Genomic DNA, 26,344 nt, shown 5'->3' with positions numbered 1-26,344 from the left:
GTCAGTCGATCCTCATGTCGTAGCGGAGGCGTTGGCCGGTGGCGGGGAAGACCGAGAGGTCGACCTGGAAGGGGCGGGTGGTGTCCGCGGTGACGCGGGTCAGGCACAGCACCGGTGCGCCCTCGGCGAGTTCGAGGGCGGCGCGTTCCTCGGGCCCGGCGAGGCGGGCGTGGACCTCCTCGCGGACGTGCCGGGGTGCGTGGCCCATCGAGGCGAGCAGCGTCACCGCGCCGCCGGGGATCCTCGCCGTGCCGGCCAGCCGCGTGCCGCGCGCGATGTCCGCCGGGTAGTACGTGTCGGTCAGCTCGACGGGCGCCCCGTCCAGCAGCATCACCCGCCGCCGCACGACGACCACCTCCCCGCCCCGCACCCGGAGCCCCGCCGCGACCTCCTCCGGCGCGGCCACTTCCCCCGCATACGTGACCCGCTGCGTCCCCCGCCGCCCGCGCCGCCCCGCCTCCTCCGCCCACGCGTCCCGCTCCCCCGCCCGCCGCGGCACGACATACGGCAGCGCGGTACTCGTCCACTCCCCGCTGCTCATCGCCGCTTCCCTCCGTGATCGCACCTGTGGCCCAAGCTTGCTGCTTTACACGGTAAGCGATCAGCTTCCAGTTGCCACCTTGCTGCTGTTCGCGAAAAGCGATACGCTCGCCATGATCGCACGTTGCGCCCGAGGGCGCCAACGCTGATGCTTCGGAGGAGCTTCGACATGTGTGAGTACGACTCCTGTCCGCTGGGACGGCGGGCGGTGGTCCGGTGACCGGGCAACAGCCGGGGCCGACCGGCGGGCAGCCGCCCGCCGTCGTCGTCCGGACGTGGCCGAACGGCCCCCGATCCGTGGGCCGGGCGCGCCGCCTGCTGCTCAGCAGCCTCGCGGAGTGGGAGTTGGCCCACCTCGCGGACGGCGCGGCGCTGGTCCTGTCGGAACTGGTCACCAACAGCGTTCGGCACGCGCGGGTGCCCCGCGGGCGCGTCATCGAGACCCGTTTCGAGCGCACCGACCACGGCGTACGGATCGAGGTCCATGACGCCGGCGAAGGAATGCCCGAGGTCCGCACGGCCGCCCCCGACGAGGAGTACGGGCGCGGACTTGCGCTGGTGGACGCGATCACCGCCGGGCGCTGGGGAGTCGGCGACCGGGGCGGCGTCGGCAAGCTCGTGTGGGCCGAGTGCGCGGGCAGTTGCGCCGACGGCACCGGCCGGTAGACGCAACCGCCCGGGCGCCTCGACGTGGGCGGCTCGCGGTGCGTCCGGTGCCTTCCCCCGGCCCGCTGGCTCAGCCGGCTCCCAAGTCGGCGCGGGCCGCGGCAAGGATCGTGTGGGCGCCCTGGGCGATGAGGTCGGTGGCCAGGGTGGTGCCGAGGGATTCGGGGGTGGTGGTCGGGGTGGGGGTGGTCCGGGTGGCGGTGAGTTGGGTGGTGCCGTCGAGGGAGGTGATCTGGGCGGAGAGGGTGAGGGTGCCGGTGGGGAGGAGGGTGGCGTGGGCCGCGACGGGGACGTTGCAGCCGCCGTGGAGGGCGGCGAGCAGGGAGCGTTCGGCGCGGACGGCGGCGTCCGCGGCGGGGTCGGCGGTGGTGGCCAGGACGGCGCGCAGGGGGGCCGAGGCGGCGTCGGTGCGGACCTGGATGCCGAGGGCGCCCTGGCCGGGGCTCGGCGGGAAGCGGTCGAGGGGGAGCAGTTCGCCGATCGCGTGCTCCAGGCCCAGGCGGCGCAGGCCCGCCGCCGCGAGCACCACGGCGTCAAGTCCGTGCGTTTCGAGCATCCTCAGGCGGGGCGGGACGTTGCCGCGGATCGGGACGACGTCCAGGTCGGGGCGTACCGCGCGGAGTTGCGCCGCCCGGCGGGGTGCGCCCGTGCCGACCCGGGCGCCCTTGCGCAGGCTCGCGAGGGTCGCCCCGCACAGCGCGTCGTGGACGTCCTCCCGGCCGGGCGGGGGCAGCAGCGTCAGGCCCGGCGGGTTCGCGGTGGGCAGGTCCTTGAGCGAGTGGACGACCACGTCGACCTCGCCGCGCGCCAGCGCCGCCTCCTGCTCGCTGCTGAACCCCGAACCGCCCGCGGCGGACCGCGACATCACCGTGAGCCGGTCCCGGTCGCCGCTCTCCACGATCACCCGCCGGGTGAACTCCGCCGCCGGGACCCGCTCCCGTACCGCCCGCAGATACCCCCGCACCTGCGCCCGGGCGAGAGCGCTCCCCCGTGAGCCGACCACATACGCAGCCATCCCAACTCCCCACGCTCGACGGAACGTCATCAGCGTAGGACGCTGCGTGCGCTGCTCATGCAGACAGCCGGTCGGCTACCGGACGCCCGCCGGCGAGGCCGCCGCCGGGGGGTTCGGGGGGTGCGGTGGGTGGCTCGGGGGCATCGGCGGTGCGGTGAGCAGGACGTGGGCGTAGGCGGCCATCGCCGCGCCGGTCACGACGAGGATGACGAGCCAGCGGATGTGCAGGCGGGCGGGGAGGCTGAGCGTCCAGGGGATGACGCCGCCGGAGGGTGGGCGACGCGCCCGCGCCCGGCTCATCGGGGCGACCTCGCAATGGGGTGGGCGGACTCTTCGCGGGGGCCCGGCGCATGGCGGGCCGGCCCGGGCGGGGAGCTCAACCGACCCTGGCGCGACAGGCGTTCGTGGGGGGCCGGCGTGAAGAGGGGACTCATCGGCGTCTCCTGGGAGTGCGGCGGGGGAGGGAGTGGCCGATCTGGTCGCGGTAGGGGAGGAGTTCGAGGGGCATGTCGAAGGCGACCGCGGCGACGACCTGGGGGCCGTACGGCGTGGGGCGGGTGTAGCGGGCGACGAAGCGCTCGGAGCGCAGGGTGCCCTCGACGACCTCGACGTCCTTGCCGAGCGCGGGGATGCCGGCCGCCTGGATGCGGGTGCCGTGCTGCTCGGACCAGAAGCGCGGCACCGGCGCGAAACGGGCCGCGCGTGCCGGGCCGCGCAGCAGCGCGTCCGCCGCGTGCTGGCCCATCTCGACGGCGTGGATGAGGTGTTCGACCCGGCGCGGCCTGGCGTCGAAGCGCGGGTTGGGCCAGCGCGCGACATCCCCGGCCGCCACGATGTGCGGCATCGTCCGGCCCCATTCGTCCACCGCATGGCAGGTCGGCCCGCACAACACCCCGTCGCCGACGTCGAGTCCGCTGCCGCGCAGCCATTCCGTACGCGGCGAGCTGCCGAGCCCGAGCACGACGAAGTCGCAGTCCAGCCGCTGCCCGTCGGACAACCGCAGCCGCAGCGTGTCGCCGTGGTCCTGCCAGTCGGTGATCTCCGTCCCGAGCCGTACGTCCACGCCCGCCCGCCGCTGGATCGCCCCGACCACCGCGCCGACCTGACCGCCGAGCACCCGCCGCAGCAGCGGCGCGCTGTGCACGACGAGCGTGACGTCCATGCCGTGGTCGCGTGCCGTGCAGGCCAGCTCGCAGCCGATGAAGCCGCCGCCGAGGATCACCACATGGTGGGCCCGGGCCGTGTGCATCGCGCGCTGCACCGCCGCGGCGTCCCGCAGGGTGCGGATCGTCCGGACCCGGTCGCTGAACAGCGGTGCCTCCGGGAGGCGTTTGGCGTCCACGCCGGTCGCGATGACGAGCCCGTCGAACGGCAGCCGCTCGCCGCCGCGCAGTTCGAGCGCAGAGCCGTGCACGTCGAGGCCGGTGACGCGGGTGTCCAGCAGCCAGTGCGCGTCCAGGCCCTCGTCGGCCCGGAAGAGCAGCTGCTCCTCGGCGAGTTCGCCGGCCAGGTACTGCTTGGACAGCGGCGGCCGGCTGTACGGCAGGTACGGCTCCTCGCCGACGATCACCAACTCGCCGTCGAAGCCGCGCTCGCGCAGCCGCGTCGCCGCGCTGAGCCCGGCGAGTCCACCGCCGGCCACGGCGATCCGCCGCCGCCCGGCACGTGCCGCGGCGCCGCTGCGCAGCGGTCGCGCCGGCCGCCGCTCCCCGATACCGGAGCCGCCGGCGCCGCCGGGCCCTGCGCCGCCCCGGATCGACACCGCCTGCATGGGGCAGCACCGCACCGCCTGCCGCGCCTGCGCAGCGAATTCGGCCGGCACGGACCGCGTGTAGTGCAACGAGCCGCCCTCGGAGATCCGGAAGACCTCCGGCGCCTCCTGCTGGCAGATGCCGTAGATGTGGCAGCGGTTGTTGTCGACGCTGATCCGTACCGGCTCGTCCTCGGGCACGAGCGCCGGCCGCGGCAGGTCGAAGGAGTCCGCCGGGATCGTCTCCGGGACGGGAGCGGGAACGGGCGCGGGGACGGGGGCAGGAGCGGGAGCCGGCGCCGGAGCCACCGCCGTGGACCGCAGCTCGACCGGACGCCCGCCCACCGCCGCCGGCACATACGCCTGCGTCCCCGGATACGCCCCGGGCCCCGGCCCGTACGGCTGCGGCACGGTCGGCGCGGGCGCGTACTGCTGCTGCGGCGGCCCCGGCGCATACCGCGGCGGATACGGCCCCGGCCCCGGCGCCGCAGGCACCCGCGTCATCGCGCCCCCTCCGTCCCGCCCGCCGGGAACGCCCGTTGCCGCAGCCGGGAGCGCGACGGCAGCGCCCGGATCAGGAACGCCAGCAGGATCGTTCCGGCACCGGCGGCCACCCCCACCGCCACCAGGTCAAGGTGCCGCGGCTCCGGATGCACCAGGAAGATGTGCAGCCAGATCAACCCGAAGCAGACGTACGCCAGTTGGTGGAAGCGCAGCCAGCGGTGGTAGCCGAGCCGGCGCTGGAGCCACACCGAGCAGGCCACCGCGATCGCCAACTCCGTTCCCAGGATGCCCAGTCCGACCGGCACCCGCTGCACACCGCCGGTGAAGGGCACCGCGAGCTGCGTCCAGCCGATGCGCCACACCGGCTGGTAGACGAAGGTCAGCCCGTGGATGCCGCCGAAGATCATCGCCGACAGCGCGAGCGTCATGTGCGCCCCGTAGAACGTCGCCCGGTTGACCGCCCGTTGCATGAACCGCAGCCGCAGCACGACCCCGAGCACGACCGTCGCGACCATCAGCGCGTACGCGACGAGCGCCGCGAGCCGGGCGATCTTGTGCGAACCGGTGTCGTACGGCACGTGCTTGTCGTACGCGTCCAGCGGCGAGCCGGGTATCGGTGCCTGCCCCGGGGCCGCGGCGACCGCGTGCGGGGCGAGGACGAGGGCGAGAACGAGGCCGAGGACGAGGGCGGCGGCGCAGAGACCGCCGGCCAGCAGCAGGGTGAGGGCCGGCGTCGTGACGAGCGCGGCCCGTCGTCGTCCGGTCGGCACCGCCACGTCGGTCATGGTGTGCGCTCCTTGCTCGGAGGAGACCCGCGAATGGGCCCGGCGCCGGGCCCCATTCGGCCGCGACCGTGCCCCGGTACGCCTTTCCCGGGGAAAAGGCGCGAAAGTCCCGCACCGCGGATTTCCCGCCCGGATTACCGGGCGGCGGTCCGCTGGGCGCAGACGTTACACCACCGCATAGGCCGGTGGCGGCTTTTCCTGGCACGGGATCCGGCGCGGAAATACCGGTAAATCCGGCTTTGCAGCCGCTCCGTGCACCGTCTCCCGCTGCCTCCCGCCGCCGCGAAAAGGAAGCCGTATTGATCGATCGAAAGCTTTCGTCGCTGTCCGTACCCGATCGCTCGCGGGCCCGGATTATCCGCATGTCCTGACAACGGAACAAAAGCGGCTGCTTCGCCGCGTAAGGCGAATTGCGTGAATCCCGCGAACGCCGCGGAATGCCCGGAAACGCGTACGCCGTACCGTCCGTGGCGGAACACCGGACGGGACGGCGTACGCCCTCCGCGCGTACGCCCCGATGCGAAGGCGCCGGGCGTACCCGGAACGCCGGGCCTCAGCCCAGCGCCACCTGCGCCGACGCGGTCAGGCCGCCCGCGGCGACCGTCACCGTGACCCGGCCCTTGCGCACCGCGGTCAGCTCGCCCGTGGTGAGGTCGAGCACCGCCAGCGTGTCGTGCCGCCGGCGGGCGGCCTTGACCTCGGCGGCGGAGCCGGCGACGACCAGGCCGCGGCTGCCGGTCCATGTCACGCTCGCCGGGAAGCGCAACGGGAAGCGCAGCCCGAACTCGCTGGTGACCCCGGTCGCCGTGACGGCCTCCGCAGCGCCGACCGCGACCCGGGTGGGCGCCGCGATGTCGATGCCGTCGATGAGCGGGCGGCTCTCGGCCCGGAGCCAGTCGCGGGTCTCCGGACTGGGCTGCCCCGCGCGGATCCGGGCCGGCCGGGAGTCCACCGCGACATGCATCCAGCCGAAGAAGCCGCCCTGGTCGGGCGAGGAGTACGGCGTCTTGCCGACCGCCGGCGTCGTGACGTCCAGGACACCGTCGGTGCGGCTCACCGACGCGGTGTGGGCGTGGCCGGTGAAGAGCGCGACGGGCTTGCCGGACTGCTCGCGGAAGTCGGCGAGCCACTGCTGGAGCAGGCCCGCCTCCAGCTGGTCGGACAGCTGCGAGGCGCCCGCGCCCGAGGGGTCGGTGAGCGGGTGGTGGAAGGACACGACGACGCCCGTCACCGAGCGGTCCTTCGCCGCCTTCGCCAACTCCGCCTGGAGCAGCGGCACCTGGCCCCAGTCGGAGGTGCGCATGTCGCCGGTGTGCGAGTCGAGCAGGATGAACCGGACGCCCTTGTGGTCCAGCACCTGCTTGTTGGGGCGGCCGGTCGCCGCCAGGAACGTGTCGAGGCCGCCGGTCGCCGACAGGCCCGCCTCGTGGTTGCCGGGCGTCCAGTAGACGGGCAGCCCGGCCGGGACGTGGTCGCGCAGCAGCCCGTTCGCCAGGTCGAAGTCGGCCTGCGTGTTGTTGTCGACGAAGTCGCCGTTGATGAGCACGAAGTCCGGCTTGCTCGCGACGACTTCGCCGAGCGCCGCGACCGCCTGCCGCCCCGAGAAGGAGTCCAGGCCGGCCGCCGCGCTGATGTGCAGGTCGGACAGCACCGCGAACGTCCAGCGGTGGCCCGGCAGTTCGCCCTGCTCCAGCACGTACGGGTCGGGCTGCGGCGGCTCGGCCTGGTCGGGCTGCTGGCCGACCTGCGCGGCCAGGCCGTCGAAGAGCAGCACGCCGGCGTTCTTGTTGGTCTGCGAGGTCTCCGCGATGTAGACCCGCAGCAGCGTGACCGGGTCGGAGAAGCCCGCCGGGATGTCGCCGACGACCCGCCGCCAGCCCGTCCAGTCCACGACGGTGGCGAAGGTGAAGGGCACATTGGTGGTGCCGTTGGAGGAGATCATGGCCCGCAGCCAGTGGCCTTTGCCGTCGCCGTTGACCCACAGCGCGAGCTTCTTCGTGCCCACCGGCAGCGTGATCGGCCCCGGCCCGGCGACCGCGTAGGCGGCCGACGTGCTGGACTGGCCCGTGAAGTCGTACGTCAGTTGCAGCGCGTGGTTGCCGGCCGCGGCCCCCGGGCGGTCCTCGGCGGCGACCACCGCGACCTGCGCCGTGCCCCGCGCGGCGAGCGCCGTCCACGTCTCGCCCGGCTCGAACTCGGCCAGCGGGACATCGACCAGGCCCACCGAGACCGGCAGCTTCGCGCGCACGCCCTGCACGGTCGCGGTGACCGTCGCCGACCGGCCGCCCGCGTCCGCCGCGCCCGTCACCGTCAGCGAGCCGCCCACAACGGCCACCGCCAGCACGGACTTGTCGTAGTCGAGGGTGACGTCGCGCGGGGCGACCGGTGCGTCGAAGCCGTCGGCGTCGAAACCGGTCAGCGCGACGGTCGCGCTCGCGCCCGGGTCGATCGTGACGGCCCGCTGCGTGAAGGCCAGCTTGTGCAACTCGCCCAGCACCCGCAGCTCGTGCTCACCGTCCGCCGCGCCCGCCCGGGCCCGCAGCACCCCCGCGCCCGGGCGCCGGGCGCGGAAGACCCCGCCGCTGACCGAACCCAGCGAGCCCGGCTCGGCGTTCCAGCCGACCCGGTGCCCCGCGGTCGCCGCCGGGCCCCACGCCTCGTCGAAGCCGGCCACCGCGACATCCACGGTCAGGCCCGGCACGACCCGGCCGGCCTGCGGGCGCACGTCCAGGCCGCGCAACTGCCCGGAGCCGGGGCGGCCGAACAGCCCCACCGCGTCCGGCACCGGCCGCTCGGCGCCGTCCGAGGGCGTGTTGACCACGCTCACCCCGGAGTCGCCGGCGTGCCGGGCGACGATCTCCGTCGAGCCGCCGCCGTCCAGCATGAACGCCTCGTACGCGCCCAGCCGCGCCATCAGCACGGCCATGTCGTCGAAGCCCAGCCCCGCCGAGAAGTTCGCCGAGCCGTCCACCGCGACCAGCAGCAGCCGGTGCCCGCCCCGCGGCCAGCCCACCGCCGTGCGCGGCTTGGGCGCGTCGTTGCCGGTGCTCGGCGGGAAGTCCACCGGGGTGCCGCCGCGCACCAGCACCTCGCCGCTGCCGAGCGCCATCTTCAGCGCGCCCGGCGCGTCCGTGCTCGGCGCGAAGTCGACGGTGACGGCGTCCCCGGGCCTCGCCCCCGCGAGCTGCCCGGCCGCCGCCCCGCGGCCGAGGACGACAACACCGTCCGCCGGCACCGGAGTCGAGGTGAGGGCGGCGTTGACGGCGGTCACCTTCCCGCCGCTCACGACGAGTTCGGTGTACGGGCCCGCGCCGGTGAGCAGCGTGCGGTCGGCCGTACCCCACAGCGGGGTGTAGACGGCGACGCTGTCGGCGGGCACGGCAGGGGAGTTGAGGGCGGCCAGCGGGCGCGCGGTCCCGGCGACCGTGACCGTACCGGAGATGACCAGGTCGGCGAGCCGCGCCACCCGGTCCGCGCCGACCGCGACGACCGTGGAGTGCTGCGAAGTGCCCTTGCGCAGCTGCCCGTTCTGGATCTCCGGGCCTTCGGCGGCGAAGGTCTCGGTGATGTCGAAGTAGTCGCCGTTGACGGCCGCGAGCGCGTGCGCGCCGTCCGCCGCGCCCTTGAGGGTGCGGGCCTCGCTGACGTGGCCGGCGACGAGGTCCACCGACACCGAGGAGTCGCCGAGGTCGGCGTTGAGGACGTGGGCGCGCAGCCAGCCGGTGCGGCCGAACAGGTCGAAGGAGGTCAGGGCGATGCCCGGGGCGACGGGCCGGTCCACCCGGTCGGCGACGACCGACTCGCCGTCCACGGCCAGGTCGTAGACCGGCGGTCGGAAGCGCGCCGGCGCCGTACCGTGGCCGTCGGGCCCGCCGGTGCGGCTCCCGGCCGAGGGGGACGCCGCCGACGCCGGGGTGCCGGTGGCGACGCCGCCCGCGGTGATGCCGGCCGCGACGGCGCCGACGATCAGCCCGCGCCGGGTCACCCGTGCGTCGCGCGCGAGGGTGCCCGTACCGTCGTCCGCGGCCGGGCCGTTGTCCGTATTCATACTCATGCTCGTGTCCGTGCCCATGTCCATGGCCGACGACGCTAGGGCCTGTTTTAAAAGTCCCGTCTGCCCGGAGGGGCTGGGCACGCACGCTTGCTGCGTTGTCGGTCGTCGGCGCAGCCCTCCCCCTGCCTTCGGCGGGAGGTACCCCCAGCGCTCTCCTCCCTCCGCCTTGCAATCGCACGCACCCAGCCCCTCCGGCCCCCGCCCTTACGGGCGGGACGACGCTACTTTTAAAACAGGCCCTAGGGGGTGTGCCCCACCCGGGATCGGACGTCGAGGTGAACACCTGGCGGCGCGGGGGTGCCCTGCCGCCCGGCGCGGCGACATCACGGCACGTCAGACGCCCGCGGCGGGCGGCCGTACGGCAAGCGGCGGCGTCACACGGCGGGCGCGGGCGGCCGGGGCGACGGGGGCGGGAATCGGCCCTTCTCGCGTGTCGGCATGCGGCGGGCGGCCGGCCGCGCCGAGACTGGCCGGGCGGGGCCGCGCGGGAAAGATCCGCGGCAGCCGGCCCCGCGCAGTGATCCACGCACCCCAGGAAAGGTGAACCGGCGTGCGCTACCGCACCCTTGGCGACGGCGGCCCCACGGTCTCCACCGTCGGATTCGGCGCCATGACGCTCGCACCGAACGTCTACGGCGACCTGACGGAGGACGAGGCCACCGCGGCGCTGACCGCGGCCGTCGAGGCCGGCATCACGTTCGTCGACACCGCCGACATCTACGGCAACGGCTACAGCGAGACCCTCATCGGCCGGGTCCTCGGCAGCCGGCGCGACGAGATCGTGCTGGCCACCAAGTTCGGCGGCAACACCGACGCGAGCGGTGTGCTGCAGCCCGGCATGGGCCGGCCCGACTACATCCGCGGCGCGCTGGAGGCGAGCCTGAAGCGGCTCGGCACCGACCGCGTCGACGTCTACTACCTGCACCGCCTCGACCCCACCACCCCGATCGAGGACACCGTCGGCGCGCTCGCCGAGCATGTCGCGGCCGGCACCGTCGGCGGCATCGGCCTGTCGGAGGTCTCCCCCGCGACGCTGCGCCGCGCGCACGCGGTGCACCCGGTCAGGGCCGTCCAGACCGAGTTCTCGCTGCTCCAGCGCGACCCCGAGGACGGCATCCTGCCCACCTGCGCGGAGCTCGGCGTCGCCTTCGTCGCGTACAGCCCGCTCGGCCGCGGCATCATCGGCGGCTCGGTCCGCTCCCCGGAGGACTTCGGCAGCTACGACTGGCGGCGCACCAACCCGCGCTTCCAGGGCGACAACCTCACCCACAACGTCTCGCTCGCCGACGCGGTCGCCACGCTCGCCGCCGACCACGACGTGACGCCCGCGCAGCTCGCCCTCGCGTGGCTGCTGCACCGCGGCGCCCTGCCCATCCCCGGCACCCGCAGCCCGGACAACGCCCGGGCGAACGCCGGCGCCGCCGACCTCGACCTGCCCCCGCAGGTCTTCGCCACCCTCGAAGCGCTCATCCCGCCGGGCTCGGCCTCCGGCCCGCAGGGCGACGAGTCCTACCTCGCGGGCCTCGACCGCTGATCCCTGCGCACCCCTGGGCGGGCGCTCGTGCCCGCCCAGGCACGGCTCACGTGGCGTGCCTCGCTCACGTGCCTCACGTCGCTCACGTCGCGTCGATGCCGAAGTCGCGGATGAGGGCTTCGAGGCCGTCCAGGTAGCCCTTGCCACCGGCGACGAAGTCCCAGTCTCCGGAGGCGCGGCGGCGGAAGGAGCCGAGGACGAGCGCCGTCTCGTGGGGGCGGCCCTCGGAGACGGCCAGCGAGCCCAGTTCACCGCGGTCGGCGTCCAGCAGGCGCAAGGTGGCGTTGGTGAAGGCGGTCAGGTCGGTGTGCGCGGTCGCGGCGGTGGGGTCGAGGGCCGCGGCCAGGACGAGCCGGTCGGCGCGGGCCGGCAGGGCGTCGAAGGCGACCCGCAGCGCGGCCCGGTCGGGCGGCGGGGCCGGGATCGAGGCGACCGTGCCGTCCGGGGTGCGGGGGTTGTTGTAGAAGACGAAGTGCTCGTCGCTGAGGGCCGTCGTGCCCCGGCACACCAGCGCGCACACGTCGAGCGGGACGTCACCGGACCAGCGCAGCGCCAGCACATTGTGCTCGGCGGGCTCGGCGACCTCCTCCGGGGCGTCGTAGCCGCGGCGCCGGGCGGCGGAGCGGCGGTCGGCCGCGCGGTCCCGGCGGGGCGCGCGGGATGCGGCGGTGGCGGGGGCGGCGGGGCCCGCGGGGCCGCCGGCGCCCGAAGCGGCCGGGCCCGGAGCCGCCGGGCTCGCGGGGGACGCCGCCGCGGGCTCCTCGCCCGTGCCGAGCCGGCCGCTCAGGCCGTGCGCGTGCAGCAGCTCCACCAGCTGCTCACCGGAGACCAGTTCGAGCGGCTTGCCGTGCGCGAAGGTGTGGGCGGTCGGCCCGAAGCGCGAGGTCGTGACGAGCACGCCCTTGTTCGCGCCGGTGTGCTGCACGGTGCCGAACAGGTCGCGTACGGCGGTCGGCGGCACGGTGTGCCGGTAGCGCTTGACCTGCACGACGATCGTGCCGCCGGTGATGGGCGTGGGGTCGAGCGCGTCGACGTCCACGCCGCCGTCGCCGGAGCGCTGCGTGGTGACGGCCTGCATGCCCATCGCCCGGAAGAGGTCGGCGACCAGCGTCTCGAAGACCAGCGGGTCCATCGTGAAGAGGTCCGGCTCCTCCTCGTCGTCGCCGCGCGAGACCACCGAGGAGCCGCCGCCCCCGACGTCCTCCGGCAGCCGCCCGGGACGTATCGCGGACGACGCGGAGGGGCTGTCGGGGCGGGTGGCCAGCTGGCCGCGCAGGCCGTCGACGAGGCAGTCCACCGCGCTGACCCGGGCCAGCTGGAGCCGGTCGAAGTCCTCGCGCAGCGCCGTGACCGAGGCCAGGAAGACCCGGGAGCGCTGCCCCGTCGCCGGGTCGTGGCCGTCCACGAAGCCGCTGAGGGCGACCGACGACAGCGCGCCGGTCTCGTCCGCGGCGAACAGGTCGCGCAGCGCGAGCAGTACGCACTGGGCCAGCAGGTCGCGGTAGAGGGCGCGGCGCTGGGTGACCGGGCGCGCGGACTCCTTGAAGCGGTCCACCGACGGCAGGTAGCGCACGTTCTTCGCGTCCGGCACGACGTCGTACGCCGGCAGCTCCCACGTCAGCACCAGCTGCCGCGCGCCAGGGTCGTACGCGGCGGAGACCTGCCGCGGCAGGTCGGCGGGCCACGCGGTGGAGGCGTAGAGGGCGGCGGAGAAATACTCGACGACCGCCTGCGCCTCGCCGCGCCGCAGCGCCGAAGTGACGTCGGCGATACCGGCGTTGTGCCGGCGTATCTCGGTGAGCTGGGCCGCGGCCCACTGGTCGTACTGCCGCCGGTAGCCGGCGAGGTGCTGCTGGCGCTGCGCCTCGGCCTGCTGCGCGGCGTTCAGGTCGTGCGCGTAGCGTGCCTGCGCCTCCTGTTGGGCGCGCCGCGCGCCGCCCCAACCGCCCTGCTGGGCGGGCTGGTAGTTGCGGGGGTCGGGCATCCGTACGGGTTGGGCGAGCGGGCCGGGGTCGAACGGCTGGAGCTGCTCGGAGCGGGCGAGCCGCGCGGTGCCGAAGGCGGGGGCGCGGCAGCCGGTGGCCAGCAGCGAGCCCAACTCCGCGACGCGGGCCTCGATCTCGGTGGTGCGCCGGTCGGCCTCGGCCTCCTGGAGCCGGCGGTATTCGGCGGTACGTTCCCGGTCCCGGCGCGACACCTCCTGCTCGTACGCCCGCTGCTGCCGCTCCCGCTCGCGCTGCTGCCGTGACTGCTCCCGCGCCTGCGCCTCCCGCTGCCGCTGCTGCTGGCGCTGCGCCTCGGCCCACACTGCCAGCGGCCCGCTGGTGGAGCGACGACTCATCCGGTGACTGCCCTCCCCGATCGACACCACCCCGAACGCCCTCCGGAGCAGCCCCCGTCGACCGACCCCCACCAAGGCCGACGGCACATATGTCCGATCCTAGGCCCGGTGTACGCCCTTCGCCCCCGCCTTGGCGTCCAACCTGTCGCGCGGGGGCGTCAGTTCGGCTGGAGGACCATGCGGAAGCGGGCCTTGCCGGAGAGCATCCGCTGGTACGCCGCGTCGACGTCGTCCAGCGGGACCGTCTCGATCATCGGGCGGATGCCGTGCAGGGCACTGAAGTTGAGGGTGTCCTCGACGTCCTGGGACGTGCCCGAGGGGTGGCCGCGGATGACCCGGGCGGACATGATCACCTGGTTGGGGGCGATGCCCAGCGGGTCGTCGGTCGCGCCGATGACGACGAGCTCGCCGCGCTGATCGAGGCCCTCGACGACGGAGGTGATCGCCTGCGAGCTGCCGACCGTGGCCAGCACGACCTTCGCGCCGCCGAGCGCGTGCAGTGCCTGCGCGGCGTCGGTGGCGGCGCTGTCGATGTAGTGGTGGGCGCCGAGCTGCTTGGCGAAGTCCGCCTTGTCGGCGCCGCGGGCGATCGCGACCGTCTCGAAGCCCATCGCCGCGGCGTACCGCACCCCGAGGTGGCCGAGCCCGCCGATGCCGAGGACGGCCACGAGGTCGCCGGGCCGCGCGGAGCTGCGGCGCAGGCCGTTGTACGTGGTGACGCCCGCGCAGCCCAGCGGTGCCGCGTCGGCGGCGGACAGCCCGTCGGGGATGTGGGCCAGCGCGTCGACCGGTGCGACGACGGACTCCGCGAAGCCGCCCTCGTACGCCCAGCCGGGCACCTTGAGGTTCACGCAGGTGATGTAGTCGCCGCGGCGGCAGGGCGTGCAGTGCATGCAGCTGCCGCCGAACCAGCCGACCTCGACCCGGTCGCCGGCCTTCCAGCCGCGCTCGGCGGCGCCCTCGCCCAGTTCCTCGATGCGCCCGGCGATCTCGTGGCCGGGGACGAGCGGGAAGGAGACCCCGGGGAGCGCGCCCGCGATGAAGCCGGCGTCGCTGTGGCACACGCCGCACGCGTCGACCGCGATCCGTACGTGCCCGGGGGCCGGCGCCGTCACCTCGCGCTCGGCCATCTCGAACGGCGCGTTCGCGCTGGGGACTTGGACGACACGATAGGTGGCCATCTCGACCTCCGCACACTGTGTGCTGGCAGCTGACAGGGGGGTTGTCGGGGCGCCCGGGCGGCGAAGGCGGCCGGGTGGCGGGGGCGGCCGGGCGTGAGCGGCCCCGGGGCGGCCCGTCCCTCCATGACAGCACGTCCCGCCGGGCCCCGCGCGTCGGCCGCCGACCGCCGGGCCTCCACCCCCGGGGCCGTACGGAGGACCGACCTCCGGAAAGCGCGGCACGACTCTTGACCCCCGCCGGTCGCGTCCTGCAAGAATCCGTGAGGCATTGGTGGATTCTGTTCGTTGCTGATCAATTGTGGTGGGTGAGTTGTACTCACCCTCCGTCACGCACGCCTTCCAGGAGAGTGGTCGCAGTGCCGGTCAACCGCAGGTCGTTCCTGGTCACCGGAGCAGCGGGAGCCGCCGTCCCGGCTCTTCCCGGGCTCGTCGGCCCCGCACGAGCGAACACCGCCGGGGACGGCGCCGCCGTCCCCGGTCACACCCCCGCACACACCCCCGCCTTCGACCCCGCCGCCCGGACCGTCGACCTCTCCGACGGCTGGCGCTTCGTCCTGGTCAACCCGGCCGGCGTCACCGACCCCACCGGCGCCTACGCCGACGCCGCCGACCCCGGCTACGACGACTCCCGCTGGCGGGCCGTCGCCGTCCCGCACGACTGGAGCATCGAGCTCACCCCGACCACCGACAACAACACCTCCGGCGGCACCGGCTTCCTGCCCGGCGGCCTCGGCTGGTACCGCAGGTCCTTCACGCTGCCGCGCGGCACCGCCGGCCGCCGGGTGTCGGTCGAGTTCGACGGCGTCTACATGGACAGCTCCGTCTACTGCAACGGCACGCTCGTCGGCGCCCACCCGTACGGCTACACCGGCTTCGCCTTCGACCTCACCGACCTGCTGCACACCGACGGCCGCACCCCCAACGTGCTCGCCGTGCAGGTGCGCAACCAACTCCCCAGCAGCCGCTGGTACTCCGGCAGCGGCATCTACCGGCACGCCCGGCTGGTCGTCACCGACCCCGTGCACCTCGCCCGCTGGGGCACCTACGTCACCACGCCCGGCCTCGCCGACGCCCTCGCCAGCCGCGCGCAACACGCCACCGTCCGGGCCGAGATCACCGGCGTCAACGAGTCCGGCAGCCCGCGCACCGCGACCGTCGTGGCGACCGTCCGCGACCCCAAGGGCCGCGAAGTCGCCCGTACGTCGGCGCCGTTGGCCCTGCCGACCGCCGAACCGGCCACCGCGGTCGTCGAGTTGACCGTCACCCGCCCGCAGCTGTGGTCCTTCGCCGAGGCCCACCTCTACACGCTGGAGACGGAACTGCGCCTCGACGGGCGGACGGTGGACGCCTACCCCACCACCTTCGGCTTCCGGCACGTCACGATCGACCCCGACCAGGGCCTCAGCCTCAACGGCGAGCACGCCAAGCTCCAGGGCGTCGACCTGCACCACGACCAGGGCGCCCTCGGCTCCGCCATCAACCGCGACGCGCTGCTGCGGCAGATGACGATCATGAAGTCCATGGGCGTCAACGCCTTCCGCACCTCGCACAACCCGCCCTCGCCGGAGATGATCAGCGTCTGCGAGGAGCTGGGCATCGTGATGATGGTCGAGGCGTTCGACTGCTGGCACACCGGCAAGACCACCTACGACTACCACCGCTTCTTCGACGCCGACAGCTCCGCCGACATCGCCGAGATGGTGCGAGCGGCCCGCAACTCGCCCGCCGTCATCATGTGGTCGATCGGCAACGAGATCCCCGACTCCACCAGCACCGCGGGGCTCGACATGGCCCAGCGCCTCATCGACGTCGTGCGCTCGCTGGACGCGACCCGGCCCGTCGTCATCGGCTCCGACAAATACCGCGGCCTGCCCGCGGTCGGCTCCGCCGCCGACCTGATGCTCGCCAAGCTCGACGGCCTGGGCCTGAACTACAACACCGCCGCGTCCGTGGACGCGCTGCACGCCCGCTACCCGCACCTGTTCCTCTTCGAGTCCGAGTCCTCCTCCGAGACCTCCACCCGCGGCGCCTACCAGGAGCCCGAGCACCTCAACACCGGCGAGAACTACACGCCGGGCCGCCGGGAGACCTCCAGCTACGACAACAACCTCGCCTCGTGGACGATCAGCGGCGAGTACGGGCTGAAGAAGGACCGCGACCGGCGGTTCTTCGCCGGGCAGTTCCTGTGGTCCGGCACGGACTACATCGGCGAGCCGACGCCCTACGGCGTCTTCCCGGTCAAGACGTCGTTCTTCGGCGCGGTCGACACGGCGGGCTTCCCGAAGGACATGTACCACCTCTTCCGCAGCCAGTGGACGAGCGAGCCGATGGTGCACCTGGTGCCGATGGACTGGACCGACCACCGGCCCGGCGACGTCGTCGAGGTGTGGGCGTACGCCAACGTCGACACCGTCGAGCTCTACCTCAACGGCCGCTCGCTCGGGGTGCGGCGCTTCGACAGCAAGAAGACGGTGGACGGGCGCGGGTACCTGGAGACGACCGAGGCGACGGGCGACGACCGTACGGTCACCGGCGGCCCGTACCCCGGCAGTTACACCAGCCCCAACGGCAGCGCGGGCAAGCTGCACCTGACGTGGAAAGTGCCCTTCGCGGCCGGCGAGTTGAAGGCCGTCGCACGGCGGGGCGGGCGGACGGTGGCGACCGACGTGCTGCGGACGGCCGGCGCGCCGCACGCGGTCCGGCTGGTCGCCGACCGCGACTGCCTGCCCGCGGACGGGCGTTCGCTGGTCTACGTCACCGCCGAGGTGATCGACGCGCGGGGCGTCGTCGTGCCCGGCGCGGACGACCTGCTGACCTTCGACGTACGCGGCGGGTCGCTGGCGGGCGTCGACAACGGGCGTCAGGAGAGCGCCGAGCGCTACCAGGCCACGACCCGGACCGCCTTCCACGGCAAGGCACTTGCCATCGTCCGGGCCGGTACGAAGCCGGGCCGGCTCACCGTCACGGCGACCGCGCACGGGCTGCACGCCGGCTCGGTGACGGTGCGGACCGCGCACGCGGACTCCGCCGTGACCACCGCGCCGGTCCGGCTCGCGCCCGGGCCCGCCCCCGAGGCGCCGAACTACCCGGTGGCCGACGCCAGTTACTCCGGCGCCGGCAACACCCTGCCGGCCGCGATGCTGGACGGCGACCCGGCGACGGGCTGGTCCAACGCCTTCCGCAAGGCCGCGACCGCGCTGCTGCCGCAGTTCCAGGGCGCGCGGGCCGAGGACTGGGTGTCCGTGACATGGGACAAGCCGCGCGACATCGCGTCGGTGGCGCTGTCCTTCACGGTGGACGGCACGCATTCGCTGCCCGCGCAGGTGGCGGTGTCGTACTGGGACGGCGACCGGTTCGTGCCGGTGCGGCGCCAGACGGTGAGCTGGGGCGCGGCGTCGGGCGACCCGACGGTCGTCGCCTTCACGCCGGTGCACACGGCCCGGATCCGGGTGGACCTGAAGAGCGCGAAGCCGGGGGAGGTGGACGGGGCGCAGCGGATCACGGAGCTGACGGTGGCGGGGGCGGCGTAGGGCTTCCGGGGACGGGCTTCGGGCCCGGGGCCCGGGCCTTCGGGATCGGGACACGGGGCGCGCGGCTCGGCGCGGGCGTCGGCCTCGGGGCTTGGGCCTTCGGGGGCTCGCGGCCCCTCGGCCTTGCGGGTCGGGGGCTTTCCGGGCCTCGGGGCCCAACAGACGTGGCGGGGGCGGCTTTTGTGGGGGCCGTCCCCGTCGCATGTCCGGGTCGCGAGGTGTCCAGGCAGGTCAACGATGCCGCGGTGACACGACTGTTGCCGGAATTGTGGGCTCCGTCACAGGAGGCCGGCGGACCCGTCCGGTTGGGTGGCCGTATGCGAACGTCCCCTCCCGGCCCGTCCGGCTGCCGCTCCTCCGCCCGGCCCGGCGCCACGCGCCGGCTCGCCCCCGTCGCAGGTCCCGTGCTCGCCGGGACCGCGGCCGTCCTGCTGCTCGCCGGATGCGGGACGCAGACCGCCGCCACCGCCGGGGCCAGGACGTCGCCCGAGGCGGCGTGCGTCGTCCCCGGCGACCCGGTGCACGACGCCGGGCCGGACGCGCAGGACGTCCGGATCACCTCGCTCACCGGCGGCCACGCCGGCTGCGGCGGCACCGCGCCGGACGCCCCGCTGCGGGTCGGCTTCACCGTCGCCAACCACGGCACCACCCCCATGACGTACGCCATCACCTTCACCCTCTTCAACGACGGCGGCGCCTGGGGCACGGTGCAGGGCGAGGTCGCCGACGTCGCGCCCGGCGGCACGGGCCGGGCGGTGGTCGACGCGGGGGCCCAGCCGCGTATCGACCAGGTCCGGGTCGCGAAGGCCCGCAGCGTCCCCGCCGCCGAGGCCCCGGCCGCCGTCGGCCCCTGCCCACCGTCCGGCGTCCGGCTCACCGCGACCGAGGAGAGCGCGGCGATGGGCCTGCGGGTCCGCGGCCTGCGCCTCACCAACTGCTCCGACCGCCCGTACCGCCTCGACGGCTTCCCGCGCGTCGAGCTGTTCGACGAGGACCACGACGCCGTGACGGGCGTCGCCATCGCGCAGGGCAGCGGCGGCATCTCGACCGGCACGGGCTTCGACGACCCGGTCCGCGCGCTCACCCTCGCGCCGGGCCAGAGCGCGACCTCGGGCCTGCTGTGGCGCAACACGGTCACGGACGGCACGCCGGTGAACGCGCCCTACGCGCGGATCTACGCCAAGCCGGGTGCCGCGCCGGTGATGGTGACCCCCGAGTTGGACCTCGGCACGACGGGCAAGCTCGGGGTGGGCCCCTGGCGCAAGGCCACGTGAGCGGGGCCCGCGCAGGTGTCGGACCCGTCACCCGGACGGCGTACGGCGAGCACGCCGGGTGAACCCCCCGGGGGTATCGTGGCCGCACGGTCCCGAGGCGAGGGGGGTACGGCGTGGGCGCACGACGGCAGGCGGCAGGAGGCGGGCCGGGCCCGCGCGACGTCGGGCGTCACCCCGGCGCCATGACGTCCACCTGCCGCCGTACGGTCGCCCTGGTCGTCACCGCCGCCGCCGTGCTCGCCGCGGCCCTCACCGCGTGCGGCTCCGACGGCCGTACGGCTCCCGCGATGGCCGGGATGCCGCACCGCGACGGCACGCACTCCGCCGCTCCCGCGACCCCCGGCGCCCACAGCATGCCCGGCATGCCCGCGGCCGGCGTCCCCGGCGACGGCCTGTCCGACACCGCGGCCGGCTACCGCATGACCTCGCCCGGCGCCCAGGCCATGCCGGGCGTACCGATGCCGTACCGCTTCACCATCACCGGCCCGGGCGGCGCCCCCGTCACCGACTTCGCCGTCGAGCAGACGCAGCGCCTGCACTTCTACGCCATCCGCTCCGACCTCACCGGCTTCCGGCACCTCCACCCGTCGATGGCCCCGGACGGCACCTGGACGGCGCAACTGCCGGCGCTCTCGCCGGGTACGTGGCGGCTCTACGCGTCCTTCACGCCCGCGGTGAGCACGGTCACCGGCGCCGGCCCGGCCGCGGGCACGGGTATGGGCGCCGCCGCCCAGGACCTCGTCCTCAGCCGCACCCTCACCGTCCCCGGCGCCGTCCACGCGACGCCGCTTCCCCGGCCGGCGCCGAGCACGGCCGTCGACGGCTACACCGTCACCGTCAAGGGCGCGCTCAGCGCGGGTACGGCCGGCCCGCTCACCGTGGACGTCACGCGCGGCGGGGCGCCCGTCACCGACCTGGAGCCGTACCTCGGGGCGTACGCCCACCTGACCGCCTTCCACGCCGGCGACCAGGCCCTCGCGCACCTCCACCCGCTGGACGAGGCGGCCACGGACGCCGGTGAGGACCCGCACGGCGGGCCCGAACTCGCCTTCCACGCCGAGCTGTCGAAGCCGGGTGACTGGCGGCTCTTCCTGCAGTTCAAGGCGGGCGGCGCGCTGCACACCGCGGCGCTCACCCTGCGCGTGGCGGGGTGAGCGCCGGCTCCGTACGACGCCCCGTCAGTGGTGGCCGTGGACGACGGCGTGGCCCTTGCCGCGGCCGATCATCCAGCGGTTGACCGGCGTGGTGAGGACGAACGCGGCGGCGAGCGAGAAGGCCAGCGAGCCCCAGAACAGGCCGTCGCCGAGCCCGGCGTCGAGCGCGCCGGGCACGCCGACCATGACGGTGTTGTCGATCAGCTCCATGACGGCGATCGAGACGGTGTCCGCGGCGAGCGCGATCCGCACCGCCTGCCGTACGGGCACGCCGGCGCGCAGGACGCCGCGCATGGTGAGGGCGTAGCCGAAGGCGAAGGCCAGGACGACGGAGATCACGACGGTCGGCGCGTTGCCGAGGCCGGCCGCCGTGCCGATGACCATGCCGAGGACTTCGCCGATGGCGCAGCCGGTGAGGCAGTGGAGGGTCGCCTGGACGGCGGTGCGCCAGGTCGCGCGCGGGCCGGCGTGGGCGTGGTCGTGGTCGGCGTGGTCGGCGTGCCGGGGGTGCTCGTGACCGGAGTGGTCCATGGCGTGCGCTCCTTCGTGAGCGGTGCTGAGCCCTGCGTACCGCACACAACGATATACCCCCTAGGGGTATTCCGATCCAGGGAGACCCGCCTCGCCGGCCGGCTGCGGCGTTCCGAAACTTGCGGCAATCGTGCCGACACATGGCCGGATTCTTTTCCTCCGGTAAAGTCGCAGCTCAGCGCGCCAAGGCTGGCCGATTCCCGTCGCCCTGGGCGCCCCTGACGCCGCCCTACCCGCCGGTACCGATGCGAAAGCGGCCAACCTGAACCCTCGACGTTCGGCATATTGCCTACCGTTTTCCGCGTATCTACCATGGGAGCGCTTCCAAGATCCACGCTCGGCCCCAGGAATCCGCCGTCGCCTCCCCCACCGCGCACGCGTCGTGCGCGGCGACGTCGCGCGGGCCGGGTCCGGCGGGTTCCCCCCACCACCGGAGGTCTCCCCATGCGCTTCTCCCGACACCGGCCCAGAGCCTGGGCGGTCGTGACGTTCGCGGCCGTCGCCGGCCTGGCGAGCGCCGCGCTCGTCCCGCAGGCGGGCGCCGCGGCCACGGCCCGTACCACCGCCGCGTCGGCTGCCGCCGCCTCGCCGGCCCTCATCGCGTCGTCCGTCGAGGACGAGGGCGCCGGTTGCGCCGTCGGGTCGAACAACCCGGCGTCCAACTCCCTGCTCCCCGACCCCTTCACGCGGCTGGACGGCACGCGCATCAGCACGGTCGCCGACTGGACGTGCCGCCGCGAGGAGATCAAGCAGCGCGCCGAGGCCACCGTCTACGGCAAGAAGCCGGCCAAGCCCGCGACGGTCACCGGCACGGTGACGAGCAGCAGCATCACCGTCAACGTCTCGGACCAGGGCCGCAGTTCGAGCTTCTCGGCGAGCGTGAGCCTGCCCAGCGGCAGCGGCCCGTTCCCCGCGGTCATCGTGCTCGGCGGCCTCGGCGCCGACACCGCGACGATCAAGGCGGCCGGCGCCGCGATCATCAACTTCGACCCGACGACGGTCGGCAAGGAGGGCACCCCGCGCACCAACAAGCAGGGCGCCTTCTACAGCATCTACGGCTCCAACAGCACCACCGGCCTGCTCATGGCCTGGTCGTGGGGCGTCAGCCGGATCGTCGACGTCATCCAGCAGTCCGGCGGCAACGTCCTCAAGGCCGACGCCACCGGCGTGACCGGCTGCTCCCGTTACGGCAAGGGCGCGTTCGTGGCCGGCGCGTTCGACCAGCGCATCGCCCTGACGATGCCGATCGAGTCCGGCTCCGGCGGCACCGACGCCTTCCGCAGCATCCCGCAGGAGAGCGGATCGCAGCCGCTGAGCAGCGCGTACAGCGAACAGCCCTGGCTCGGCGACGCGTTCGGCTCCTACACCGGCAACCCGGCGGGGCTGCCCGTGGACACCCACGAGATCGTCGGCATGATCGCCCCGCGCGGCGCGCTCATCATGGAGAACCCGCACGTCGACTGGCTCGGCGCCAAGTCCGGCAGCGTGGCCGCGCTCGGCGGCGCGGAGGTCTACAAGGCGCTCGGCGCCGGCAGCAACATCTCCTACTGGTCGGATGTCGCCGACGGCACGCACTGCGCGGTCCGCCCCGAGTGGAAGGCCCCGCTCCAGCAGAGCATCCAGAAGTTCCTGCTGGGCACGGGCAATCCGCCGAACGTCTTCCGCATCGCCTCCTCCAAGGCCGGCAACCTCTCCCAGTGGCGCAACTGGACGACGCCGACGCTGACGTCGGGCGGCACGTCGGGCGGTACGACGACGGGCACGTCGACCGGGACCAGCACGGGTACGTCGAGCGGTACGAGCAGCGGTACGAGCAGCGGCACTTCGACCGGTACGAGCACCGGTACGTCGAGCGGTACGAGCACCGGCACCAGCACCGGGACGTCGACGGGTACGAGCACGGGCACGTCCACCGGTACGAGCACCGGCACCTCGACCGGGACCTCCACCGGCAGCACCGGCGGTACGCCGCCGCCGAGTTCGGGCTGCTCGGCGACGCTCACCCTGGTGAGCAGTTGGGGCGGCGGCTACCAGGCCGAGGTGAGCGTCAAGAACAACGGCACCGCGGCGGTGAGCAGTTGGAAGGTCGGCCTGACGCTGCCGTCCGGCCAGTCGATCAGCAACATCTGGAACGGCACCGCCTCCGCCACCAGCGGCGCGCTGACCGTCTCCAACGCCGCCTACAACGGCACCGTCCCGGCGGCCGGTTCCACCACCTTCGGCTTCACCGCCAACGCCCCGACCTCCGCCACCCCCACCAACCTGACCTGCACGGCCTCCTGATCCGCTGACCCTCCGATCCGCCTCCCCCCCACAACCACCGTCCCGCCCCCACTGCGAGGGGGGCGGGACGGTCATTTCTCCGCCGCGCAGAGCCGCAGGGCGGTGGCCAGGCAGAGCGATTCCGCCTCTGCCGCGGAGAGTTGGCCCGTGGTGCTGCGGGCCGCGGCGGTGTGCTGGAGGGCGAAGACCGCGGCGGCGAGCCAGCCGGCGGGCAGGGCGGGAGTGAAGTCGCCGGTCTGCTGGCCGCGTTGGATGAGGCGTTCCAGGCGGAGGGGGACGACGTCGTGCGGGTCGGGGGTGGGGCGGGGGATGCGGGTGGCGGCGGGGCTGAAGAGCGCCGGGTAGCGGTCGAGGAAGCGCCAGCCGGCGGCGAGGAAGCGGGTGAGGGCGACGGTGGGCGGGGCGGTGTCGAGGTCCGCCTCGTCGAGGAGGGTGTCGTATTCGGCCGCCGCGCTCTGGACCAGGCCGGTGAGCAGGGCGTCGCGGGAGGGGAAGTGCGCGTAGACGGTCTGGCGGCTCACGCCGGCCGCCGCCGCGATGTCCTCCATGCCTGCGTCGGGGCGCTCGCCGAGGACGGTACGGGCCGCGCCGAGGATCGCGTCGATGCTGCGCCGGGCGTCGGACCGGCGGCGCCGGCGGGGGGCGGGGGCGGAATCCGCCGCGGGCTCCGGGGCGGGCCCGGAGGCGGGCTCCGGGGCCGGCTCCGGAGCGGGTTCTGGGCCGGGCGCGGGCGTGGGCGAGTCGGGCATACCTGGACCGTATGCCCTCCACTGTAACCTTGACAACTTGTGAGAGTTGTTTAACTCTTACGTCATGTCAAAGAACAGCGCCGGTGGCGACCACCCGGCGATCGAGGCGCACGCCCTGGTCAAGCGCTACGGCGCGCACCGGGCCCTGGACGGGATCGACCTCACGATCCGGCGCGGCCAGGTCTTCGGCTTCCTCGGCCCCAACGGCGCCGGCAAGACCACCACCATCCGCGTCCTGGCCACCCTCACCCGCCCCGACGCCGGCACCGCCCGCGTGCTCGGCCACGACGTGCGCACCGAAGCGGACGCGATCCGTACGAAGGTGGCCGTGACCGGCCAGTTCGCCTCGCTCGACGAGGACCTGACCGGCTACGAGAACCTCACCGTCCTCGGCCGGCTGCACGGCCTGTCCCGCGCGGCCTGCAAGGAGCGCGCCGACGCCCTGCTCGCCGCCTTCGACCTCACCGGCGCGGCAGCCAGGCCCGTCGGCGGCTACTCCGGCGGCATGCGGCGCCGGCTCGACATCGGCGCGAGCCTGGTCACCACGCCCGACCTGCTCTTCCTCGACGAGCCGACCACCGGCCTCGACCCGCGCAGCCGCAGCCAGGTGTGGGAGCTGGTCCGCCGGGTCGCCGCCGCCGGCACCACCGTGCTGCTCACGACGCAGTATCTGGAGGAGGCCGACCAGCTCGCCGAGCGCATCGCCGTCATCGACGGCGGCCGGATCGTCGCCGAGGGCACGAGCGCGCAGCTCAAAGCCCGGGTCGGCGCGGGCACCCTGCACGTACGGCTGGCGGACGGCACGCAGCGCGCGCGGGCGCACCGGATCCTGGCCGACGCGCTGGACGGTACGGTCCGGGCCGCCGCGGATCCGCTCGCGCTGACGATGCCGCTGCCCGGCGGTTCCGACCCGGCGCAGGCGGCCCGCGCCGCCGGCCGCGCGATGACCCGGCTGGCGGAGGAGGGCATCGGCATCGCCGACCTCTCCCTCGGCCGGCCCACCCTCGACGAGGTCTTCCTCGCCCTGACCGGCGGGCCCGGGGCCCGCACCACCCGCGACGACACCGCGACCCGCGAGGAGCGCCCCGTATGAGCACCCCCGCCACCCCCGCCACCGCCTCCCTCAGCACCGACCCGCTCGGCCCCCTCGACACCCTCGACGCCCTGCTGGCCGCCGGCCGCACCGCCCGGCACCGCGCCGGCCCGCTCGTCGCCGCCGGGACCTTCGGGCGGCGCGCCCTGCTCAAGATCAAGCACGACCCCAAGCAGCTCGTGGACTCCGCGGCGATCCCGATCCTGTTCACCGTGCTGTTCACCTACCTCTTCGGCGGCGCCATCAGCGGCTCCACCGGCGACTACCTCACGAGCCTGCTGCCCGGCGTGCTGAGCATGAGCATCGCCATCGTCACGATGTACGGCGGCGCGCGGCTCGCCCAGGACGTCCGCACCGGCGCGTTCGACCGCTTGCGCGGACTGCCCGTGTGGCGCGGCGCGTTCGTCGTCGGCGGCCTGCTCAGCGACGCGGCCCGCTACGTGTTCGCGTCCGCGATCGTCGTGGGCCTGGGCCTCGCGATCGGCTACCGCCCGGCCGGCGGCGCCCCCGGCGTCCTCGCCGCGGTGGCCCTCGTCATCGCCTTCGGCCTCGCCCTGTCGCTGCTGTGGGCGGCGGTCGCGCTGGTCGTCAAGGACCCGGCGGTCGTGATCAGCGTCGCCAACGCCGCGCTCATCCCGCTGTCCTTCGCGAGCAACATCTTCGTCCAGCCCGCGACGATGCCCGGCTGGCTCCAGACCGTCGTGCGCGTCAACCCCCTCTCCCACGTGGCCACCGCCGCCCGCGCCCTGATGAACTCCACCGGCCCGGTCGCCGGCCCCGTCACCTGGTCCCTCGCCGCCACCGCCGCCCTCACCCTGCTCTGCGGCCCCCTCACCCTCCGCCTCTACGCCCGGCGCGACTGAGCGCCGTCCGCGACAATGGGCGCATGCTGAAAGTCGGTTCTGTGGTGCTGGGAGTCTCGGACGTGCGGCGCGCGGCGCAGTTCTGGACGCAAGCCCTGGGATACGTCCCGCGCGAGGAGATCGAGGACGACTGGGCGGTGCTGGTCCCCGCCGAAGGCCCCGGCGTCCAGGTCGCCCTCAACCGCAGCGAGACCCCGGTCCAGCCCCACCCCCGCGTCCACCTCGACCTCTACGCCGGCGACGCGGCCGACCAGGCCGCCGAAGTCACCCGCCTCCTCACCCTCGGCGCCCACCGCGTCCCCTGGGACCTCTACCCCCCCCGACCCCGACTTCATCGTCCTCGCCGACCCGGACGCCAACCGCTTCTGCGTCATCGACACCTCGCGCTGAGGCCCGCTTCCACCCGGCTTTCCGCCGGGCGGAGTTCGGGGCTGTTCCACGGGCCTGGTGACGGCTCACCGCCTCGCCCGACACGGTCCGTGTAACGTGCGGGGCGG

The 26,344-nt window shown here is 74.5% G+C and carries 18 protein-coding genes and 1 pseudogene; 9 read left to right on the top strand and 10 right to left on the bottom strand.

Features of this window, described 5'->3' with window-relative positions:
- Nucleotide 1 precedes the first annotated feature (1 nt).
- The gene (locus HCN08_RS22605; protein WP_167985019.1) at nucleotides 2-541 is read right to left on the bottom strand and encodes a UTRA domain-containing protein; all 540 of its coding nucleotides are present in this window, start codon (nucleotides 539-541) and stop codon (nucleotides 2-4) included.
- Nucleotides 542-756: 215 nt separating this feature from the next.
- On the opposite strand from HCN08_RS22605, the gene HCN08_RS22600 reads away from it, so the two are divergent.
- The gene (locus HCN08_RS22600; RefSeq protein WP_167985018.1) at nucleotides 757-1,206 is read left to right on the top strand and encodes an ATP-binding protein; all 450 of its coding nucleotides are present in this window, start codon (nucleotides 757-759) and stop codon (nucleotides 1,204-1,206) included.
- 70 nt (nucleotides 1,207-1,276) lie between these two features.
- Here the strand turns inward: HCN08_RS22600 and hemC are convergent, their stop codons facing one another.
- The 5 genes from hemC to HCN08_RS22575 all read right to left on the bottom strand — a co-directional run bounded on the left by hemC (nucleotide 1,277) and on the right by HCN08_RS22575 (nucleotide 9,314).
- On the bottom strand, nucleotides 1,277-2,221 hold the full coding sequence (gene hemC, locus HCN08_RS22595; protein WP_167985017.1) for a hydroxymethylbilane synthase: 945 nt from the start codon (nucleotides 2,219-2,221) through the stop codon (nucleotides 1,277-1,279).
- Between the two features lie 75 nt (nucleotides 2,222-2,296).
- Entirely contained in the window at nucleotides 2,297-2,521 is a 225-nt protein-coding gene (locus HCN08_RS22590; protein WP_167985016.1) for a hypothetical protein, read from the bottom strand.
- Nucleotides 2,522-2,651: 130 nt separating this feature from the next.
- Complete coding sequence (locus HCN08_RS22585) at nucleotides 2,652-4,475, bottom strand: FAD-dependent oxidoreductase (RefSeq protein ID WP_206319095.1); 1,824 nt, start codon at nucleotides 4,473-4,475, stop codon at nucleotides 2,652-2,654.
- A complete protein-coding gene (locus tag HCN08_RS22580) occupies nucleotides 4,472-5,260 on the bottom strand; it encodes a ferric reductase-like transmembrane domain-containing protein (protein WP_167985015.1) in 789 nt (262 codons plus the stop codon). The genes HCN08_RS22585 and HCN08_RS22580 overlap by 4 nt, the downstream gene beginning before the upstream one ends.
- A gap of 553 nt (nucleotides 5,261-5,813) precedes the next feature.
- Complete coding sequence (locus tag HCN08_RS22575; protein WP_167985014.1) at nucleotides 5,814-9,314, bottom strand: phosphodiester glycosidase family protein; 3,501 nt, start codon at nucleotides 9,312-9,314, stop codon at nucleotides 5,814-5,816.
- 550 nt (nucleotides 9,315-9,864) lie between these two features.
- Between HCN08_RS22575 and HCN08_RS22570 the strand changes: the two genes are divergently transcribed.
- On the top strand, nucleotides 9,865-10,848 hold the full coding sequence (locus HCN08_RS22570) for an aldo/keto reductase (RefSeq protein ID WP_167985013.1): 984 nt from the start codon (nucleotides 9,865-9,867) through the stop codon (nucleotides 10,846-10,848).
- 82 nt (nucleotides 10,849-10,930) lie between these two features.
- Here the strand turns inward: HCN08_RS22570 and HCN08_RS22565 are convergent, their stop codons facing one another.
- Together HCN08_RS22565 and HCN08_RS22560 are read right to left on the bottom strand one after the other, a co-directional pair.
- Nucleotides 10,931-13,189, bottom strand: a complete 2,259-nt coding sequence (locus HCN08_RS22565) for a restriction endonuclease (RefSeq protein ID WP_167985012.1) — start codon at nucleotides 13,187-13,189, stop codon at nucleotides 10,931-10,933.
- 158 nt (nucleotides 13,190-13,347) lie between these two features.
- Nucleotides 13,348-14,370, bottom strand: coding sequence for an alcohol dehydrogenase (locus HCN08_RS22560; RefSeq protein WP_167985011.1), 1,023 nt, complete (start codon nucleotides 14,368-14,370; stop codon nucleotides 13,348-13,350).
- Nucleotides 14,371-14,726: 356 nt separating this feature from the next.
- On the opposite strand from HCN08_RS22560, the gene HCN08_RS22555 reads away from it, so the two are divergent.
- The 3 genes from HCN08_RS22555 (at nucleotide 14,727) to HCN08_RS22545 (ending at nucleotide 20,328) form a co-directional block, all read left to right on the top strand.
- Nucleotides 14,727-17,900, top strand: a complete 3,174-nt coding sequence (locus HCN08_RS22555; RefSeq protein WP_167985010.1) for a glycoside hydrolase family 2 TIM barrel-domain containing protein — start codon at nucleotides 14,727-14,729, stop codon at nucleotides 17,898-17,900.
- A gap of 317 nt (nucleotides 17,901-18,217) precedes the next feature.
- Nucleotides 18,218-19,174 carry a DUF4232 domain-containing protein gene (locus tag HCN08_RS22550; RefSeq protein ID WP_167985009.1) on the top strand — a complete coding sequence of 319 codons (957 nt, stop codon included), beginning with the start codon at nucleotides 18,218-18,220 and terminating at the stop codon, nucleotides 19,172-19,174.
- Nucleotides 19,175-19,356: 182 nt separating this feature from the next.
- Nucleotides 19,357-20,328, top strand: a complete 972-nt coding sequence (locus HCN08_RS22545) for a hypothetical protein (RefSeq protein WP_167985008.1) — start codon at nucleotides 19,357-19,359, stop codon at nucleotides 20,326-20,328.
- A 24-nt stretch (nucleotides 20,329-20,352) separates the two neighbouring features.
- Here the strand turns inward: HCN08_RS22545 and HCN08_RS22540 are convergent, their stop codons facing one another.
- On the bottom strand, nucleotides 20,353-20,859 hold the full coding sequence (locus HCN08_RS22540; protein WP_167985007.1) for a DUF4396 domain-containing protein: 507 nt from the start codon (nucleotides 20,857-20,859) through the stop codon (nucleotides 20,353-20,355).
- Nucleotides 20,860-21,342: 483 nt separating this feature from the next.
- Between HCN08_RS22540 and HCN08_RS36685 the strand changes: the two genes are divergently transcribed.
- Nucleotides 21,343-23,142, top strand: a complete 1,800-nt coding sequence (locus HCN08_RS36685) for a glucuronyl esterase domain-containing protein (RefSeq protein WP_322974616.1) — start codon at nucleotides 21,343-21,345, stop codon at nucleotides 23,140-23,142.
- Nucleotides 23,143-23,213: 71 nt separating this feature from the next.
- Here the strand turns inward: HCN08_RS36685 and HCN08_RS22530 are convergent, their stop codons facing one another.
- Entirely contained in the window at nucleotides 23,214-23,891 is a 678-nt protein-coding gene (locus HCN08_RS22530) for a TetR/AcrR family transcriptional regulator (protein WP_167985005.1), read from the bottom strand.
- A 64-nt stretch (nucleotides 23,892-23,955) separates the two neighbouring features.
- On the opposite strand from HCN08_RS22530, the gene HCN08_RS22525 reads away from it, so the two are divergent.
- The 3 genes and pseudogenes from HCN08_RS22525 (at nucleotide 23,956) to HCN08_RS22515 (ending at nucleotide 26,237) form a co-directional block, all read left to right on the top strand.
- On the top strand, nucleotides 23,956-24,984 hold the full coding sequence (locus HCN08_RS22525; protein WP_167985004.1) for an ATP-binding cassette domain-containing protein: 1,029 nt from the start codon (nucleotides 23,956-23,958) through the stop codon (nucleotides 24,982-24,984).
- On the top strand, nucleotides 24,981-25,847 hold the full coding sequence (locus tag HCN08_RS22520) for an ABC transporter permease (protein ID WP_167985003.1): 867 nt from the start codon (nucleotides 24,981-24,983) through the stop codon (nucleotides 25,845-25,847). The genes HCN08_RS22525 and HCN08_RS22520 overlap by 4 nt, the downstream gene beginning before the upstream one ends.
- A 23-nt stretch (nucleotides 25,848-25,870) precedes the next feature.
- A pseudogene (locus HCN08_RS22515) lies at nucleotides 25,871-26,237 on the top strand (VOC family protein).
- Nucleotides 26,238-26,344 lie beyond the last annotated feature (107 nt).

It is taken from the genome of Actinacidiphila epipremni, from assembly GCF_012034175.1.
Classification (GTDB): Bacteria; Actinomycetota; Actinomycetes; order Streptomycetales; family Streptomycetaceae; genus Actinacidiphila; species Actinacidiphila epipremni.
This window is presented reverse-complemented; position numbering and strand designations above follow the sequence as displayed.

Bases quoted from the DNA above. Each gene is read 5' to 3' on its own strand.
- HCN08_RS22575 (WP_167985014.1), bottom strand. From the start codon at position 9,314: ATGAGTATGAATACGGACAACGGCCCGGCCGCGGACGACGGTACGGGC.
- HCN08_RS22585 (WP_206319095.1), bottom strand. From the start codon at position 4,475: ATGACGCGGGTGCCTGCGGCGCCGGGGCCGGGGCCGTATCCGCCGCGG.
- HCN08_RS22530 (WP_167985005.1), bottom strand. From the start codon at position 23,891: ATGCCCGACTCGCCCACGCCCGCGCCCGGCCCAGAACCCGCTCCGGAG.
- HCN08_RS22605 (WP_167985019.1), bottom strand. From the start codon at position 541: ATGAGCAGCGGGGAGTGGACGAGTACCGCGCTGCCGTATGTCGTGCCG.
- HCN08_RS22545 (WP_167985008.1), top strand. From the start codon at position 19,357: ATGACGTCCACCTGCCGCCGTACGGTCGCCCTGGTCGTCACCGCCGCC.
- HCN08_RS22560 (WP_167985011.1), bottom strand. From the start codon at position 14,370: ATGGCCACCTATCGTGTCGTCCAAGTCCCCAGCGCGAACGCGCCGTTC.
- HCN08_RS22525 (WP_167985004.1), top strand. From the start codon at position 23,956: ATGTCAAAGAACAGCGCCGGTGGCGACCACCCGGCGATCGAGGCGCAC.
- HCN08_RS22520 (WP_167985003.1), top strand. From the start codon at position 24,981: ATGAGCACCCCCGCCACCCCCGCCACCGCCTCCCTCAGCACCGACCCG.
- HCN08_RS22550 (WP_167985009.1), top strand. From the start codon at position 18,218: ATGCGAACGTCCCCTCCCGGCCCGTCCGGCTGCCGCTCCTCCGCCCGG.
- HCN08_RS22580 (WP_167985015.1), bottom strand. From the start codon at position 5,260: ATGACCGACGTGGCGGTGCCGACCGGACGACGACGGGCCGCGCTCGTC.
- hemC (WP_167985017.1), bottom strand. From the start codon at position 2,221: ATGGCTGCGTATGTGGTCGGCTCACGGGGGAGCGCTCTCGCCCGGGCG.
- HCN08_RS22565 (WP_167985012.1), bottom strand. From the start codon at position 13,189: ATGAGTCGTCGCTCCACCAGCGGGCCGCTGGCAGTGTGGGCCGAGGCG.
- HCN08_RS22590 (WP_167985016.1), bottom strand. From the start codon at position 2,521: ATGAGCCGGGCGCGGGCGCGTCGCCCACCCTCCGGCGGCGTCATCCCC.
- HCN08_RS22540 (WP_167985007.1), bottom strand. From the start codon at position 20,859: ATGGACCACTCCGGTCACGAGCACCCCCGGCACGCCGACCACGCCGAC.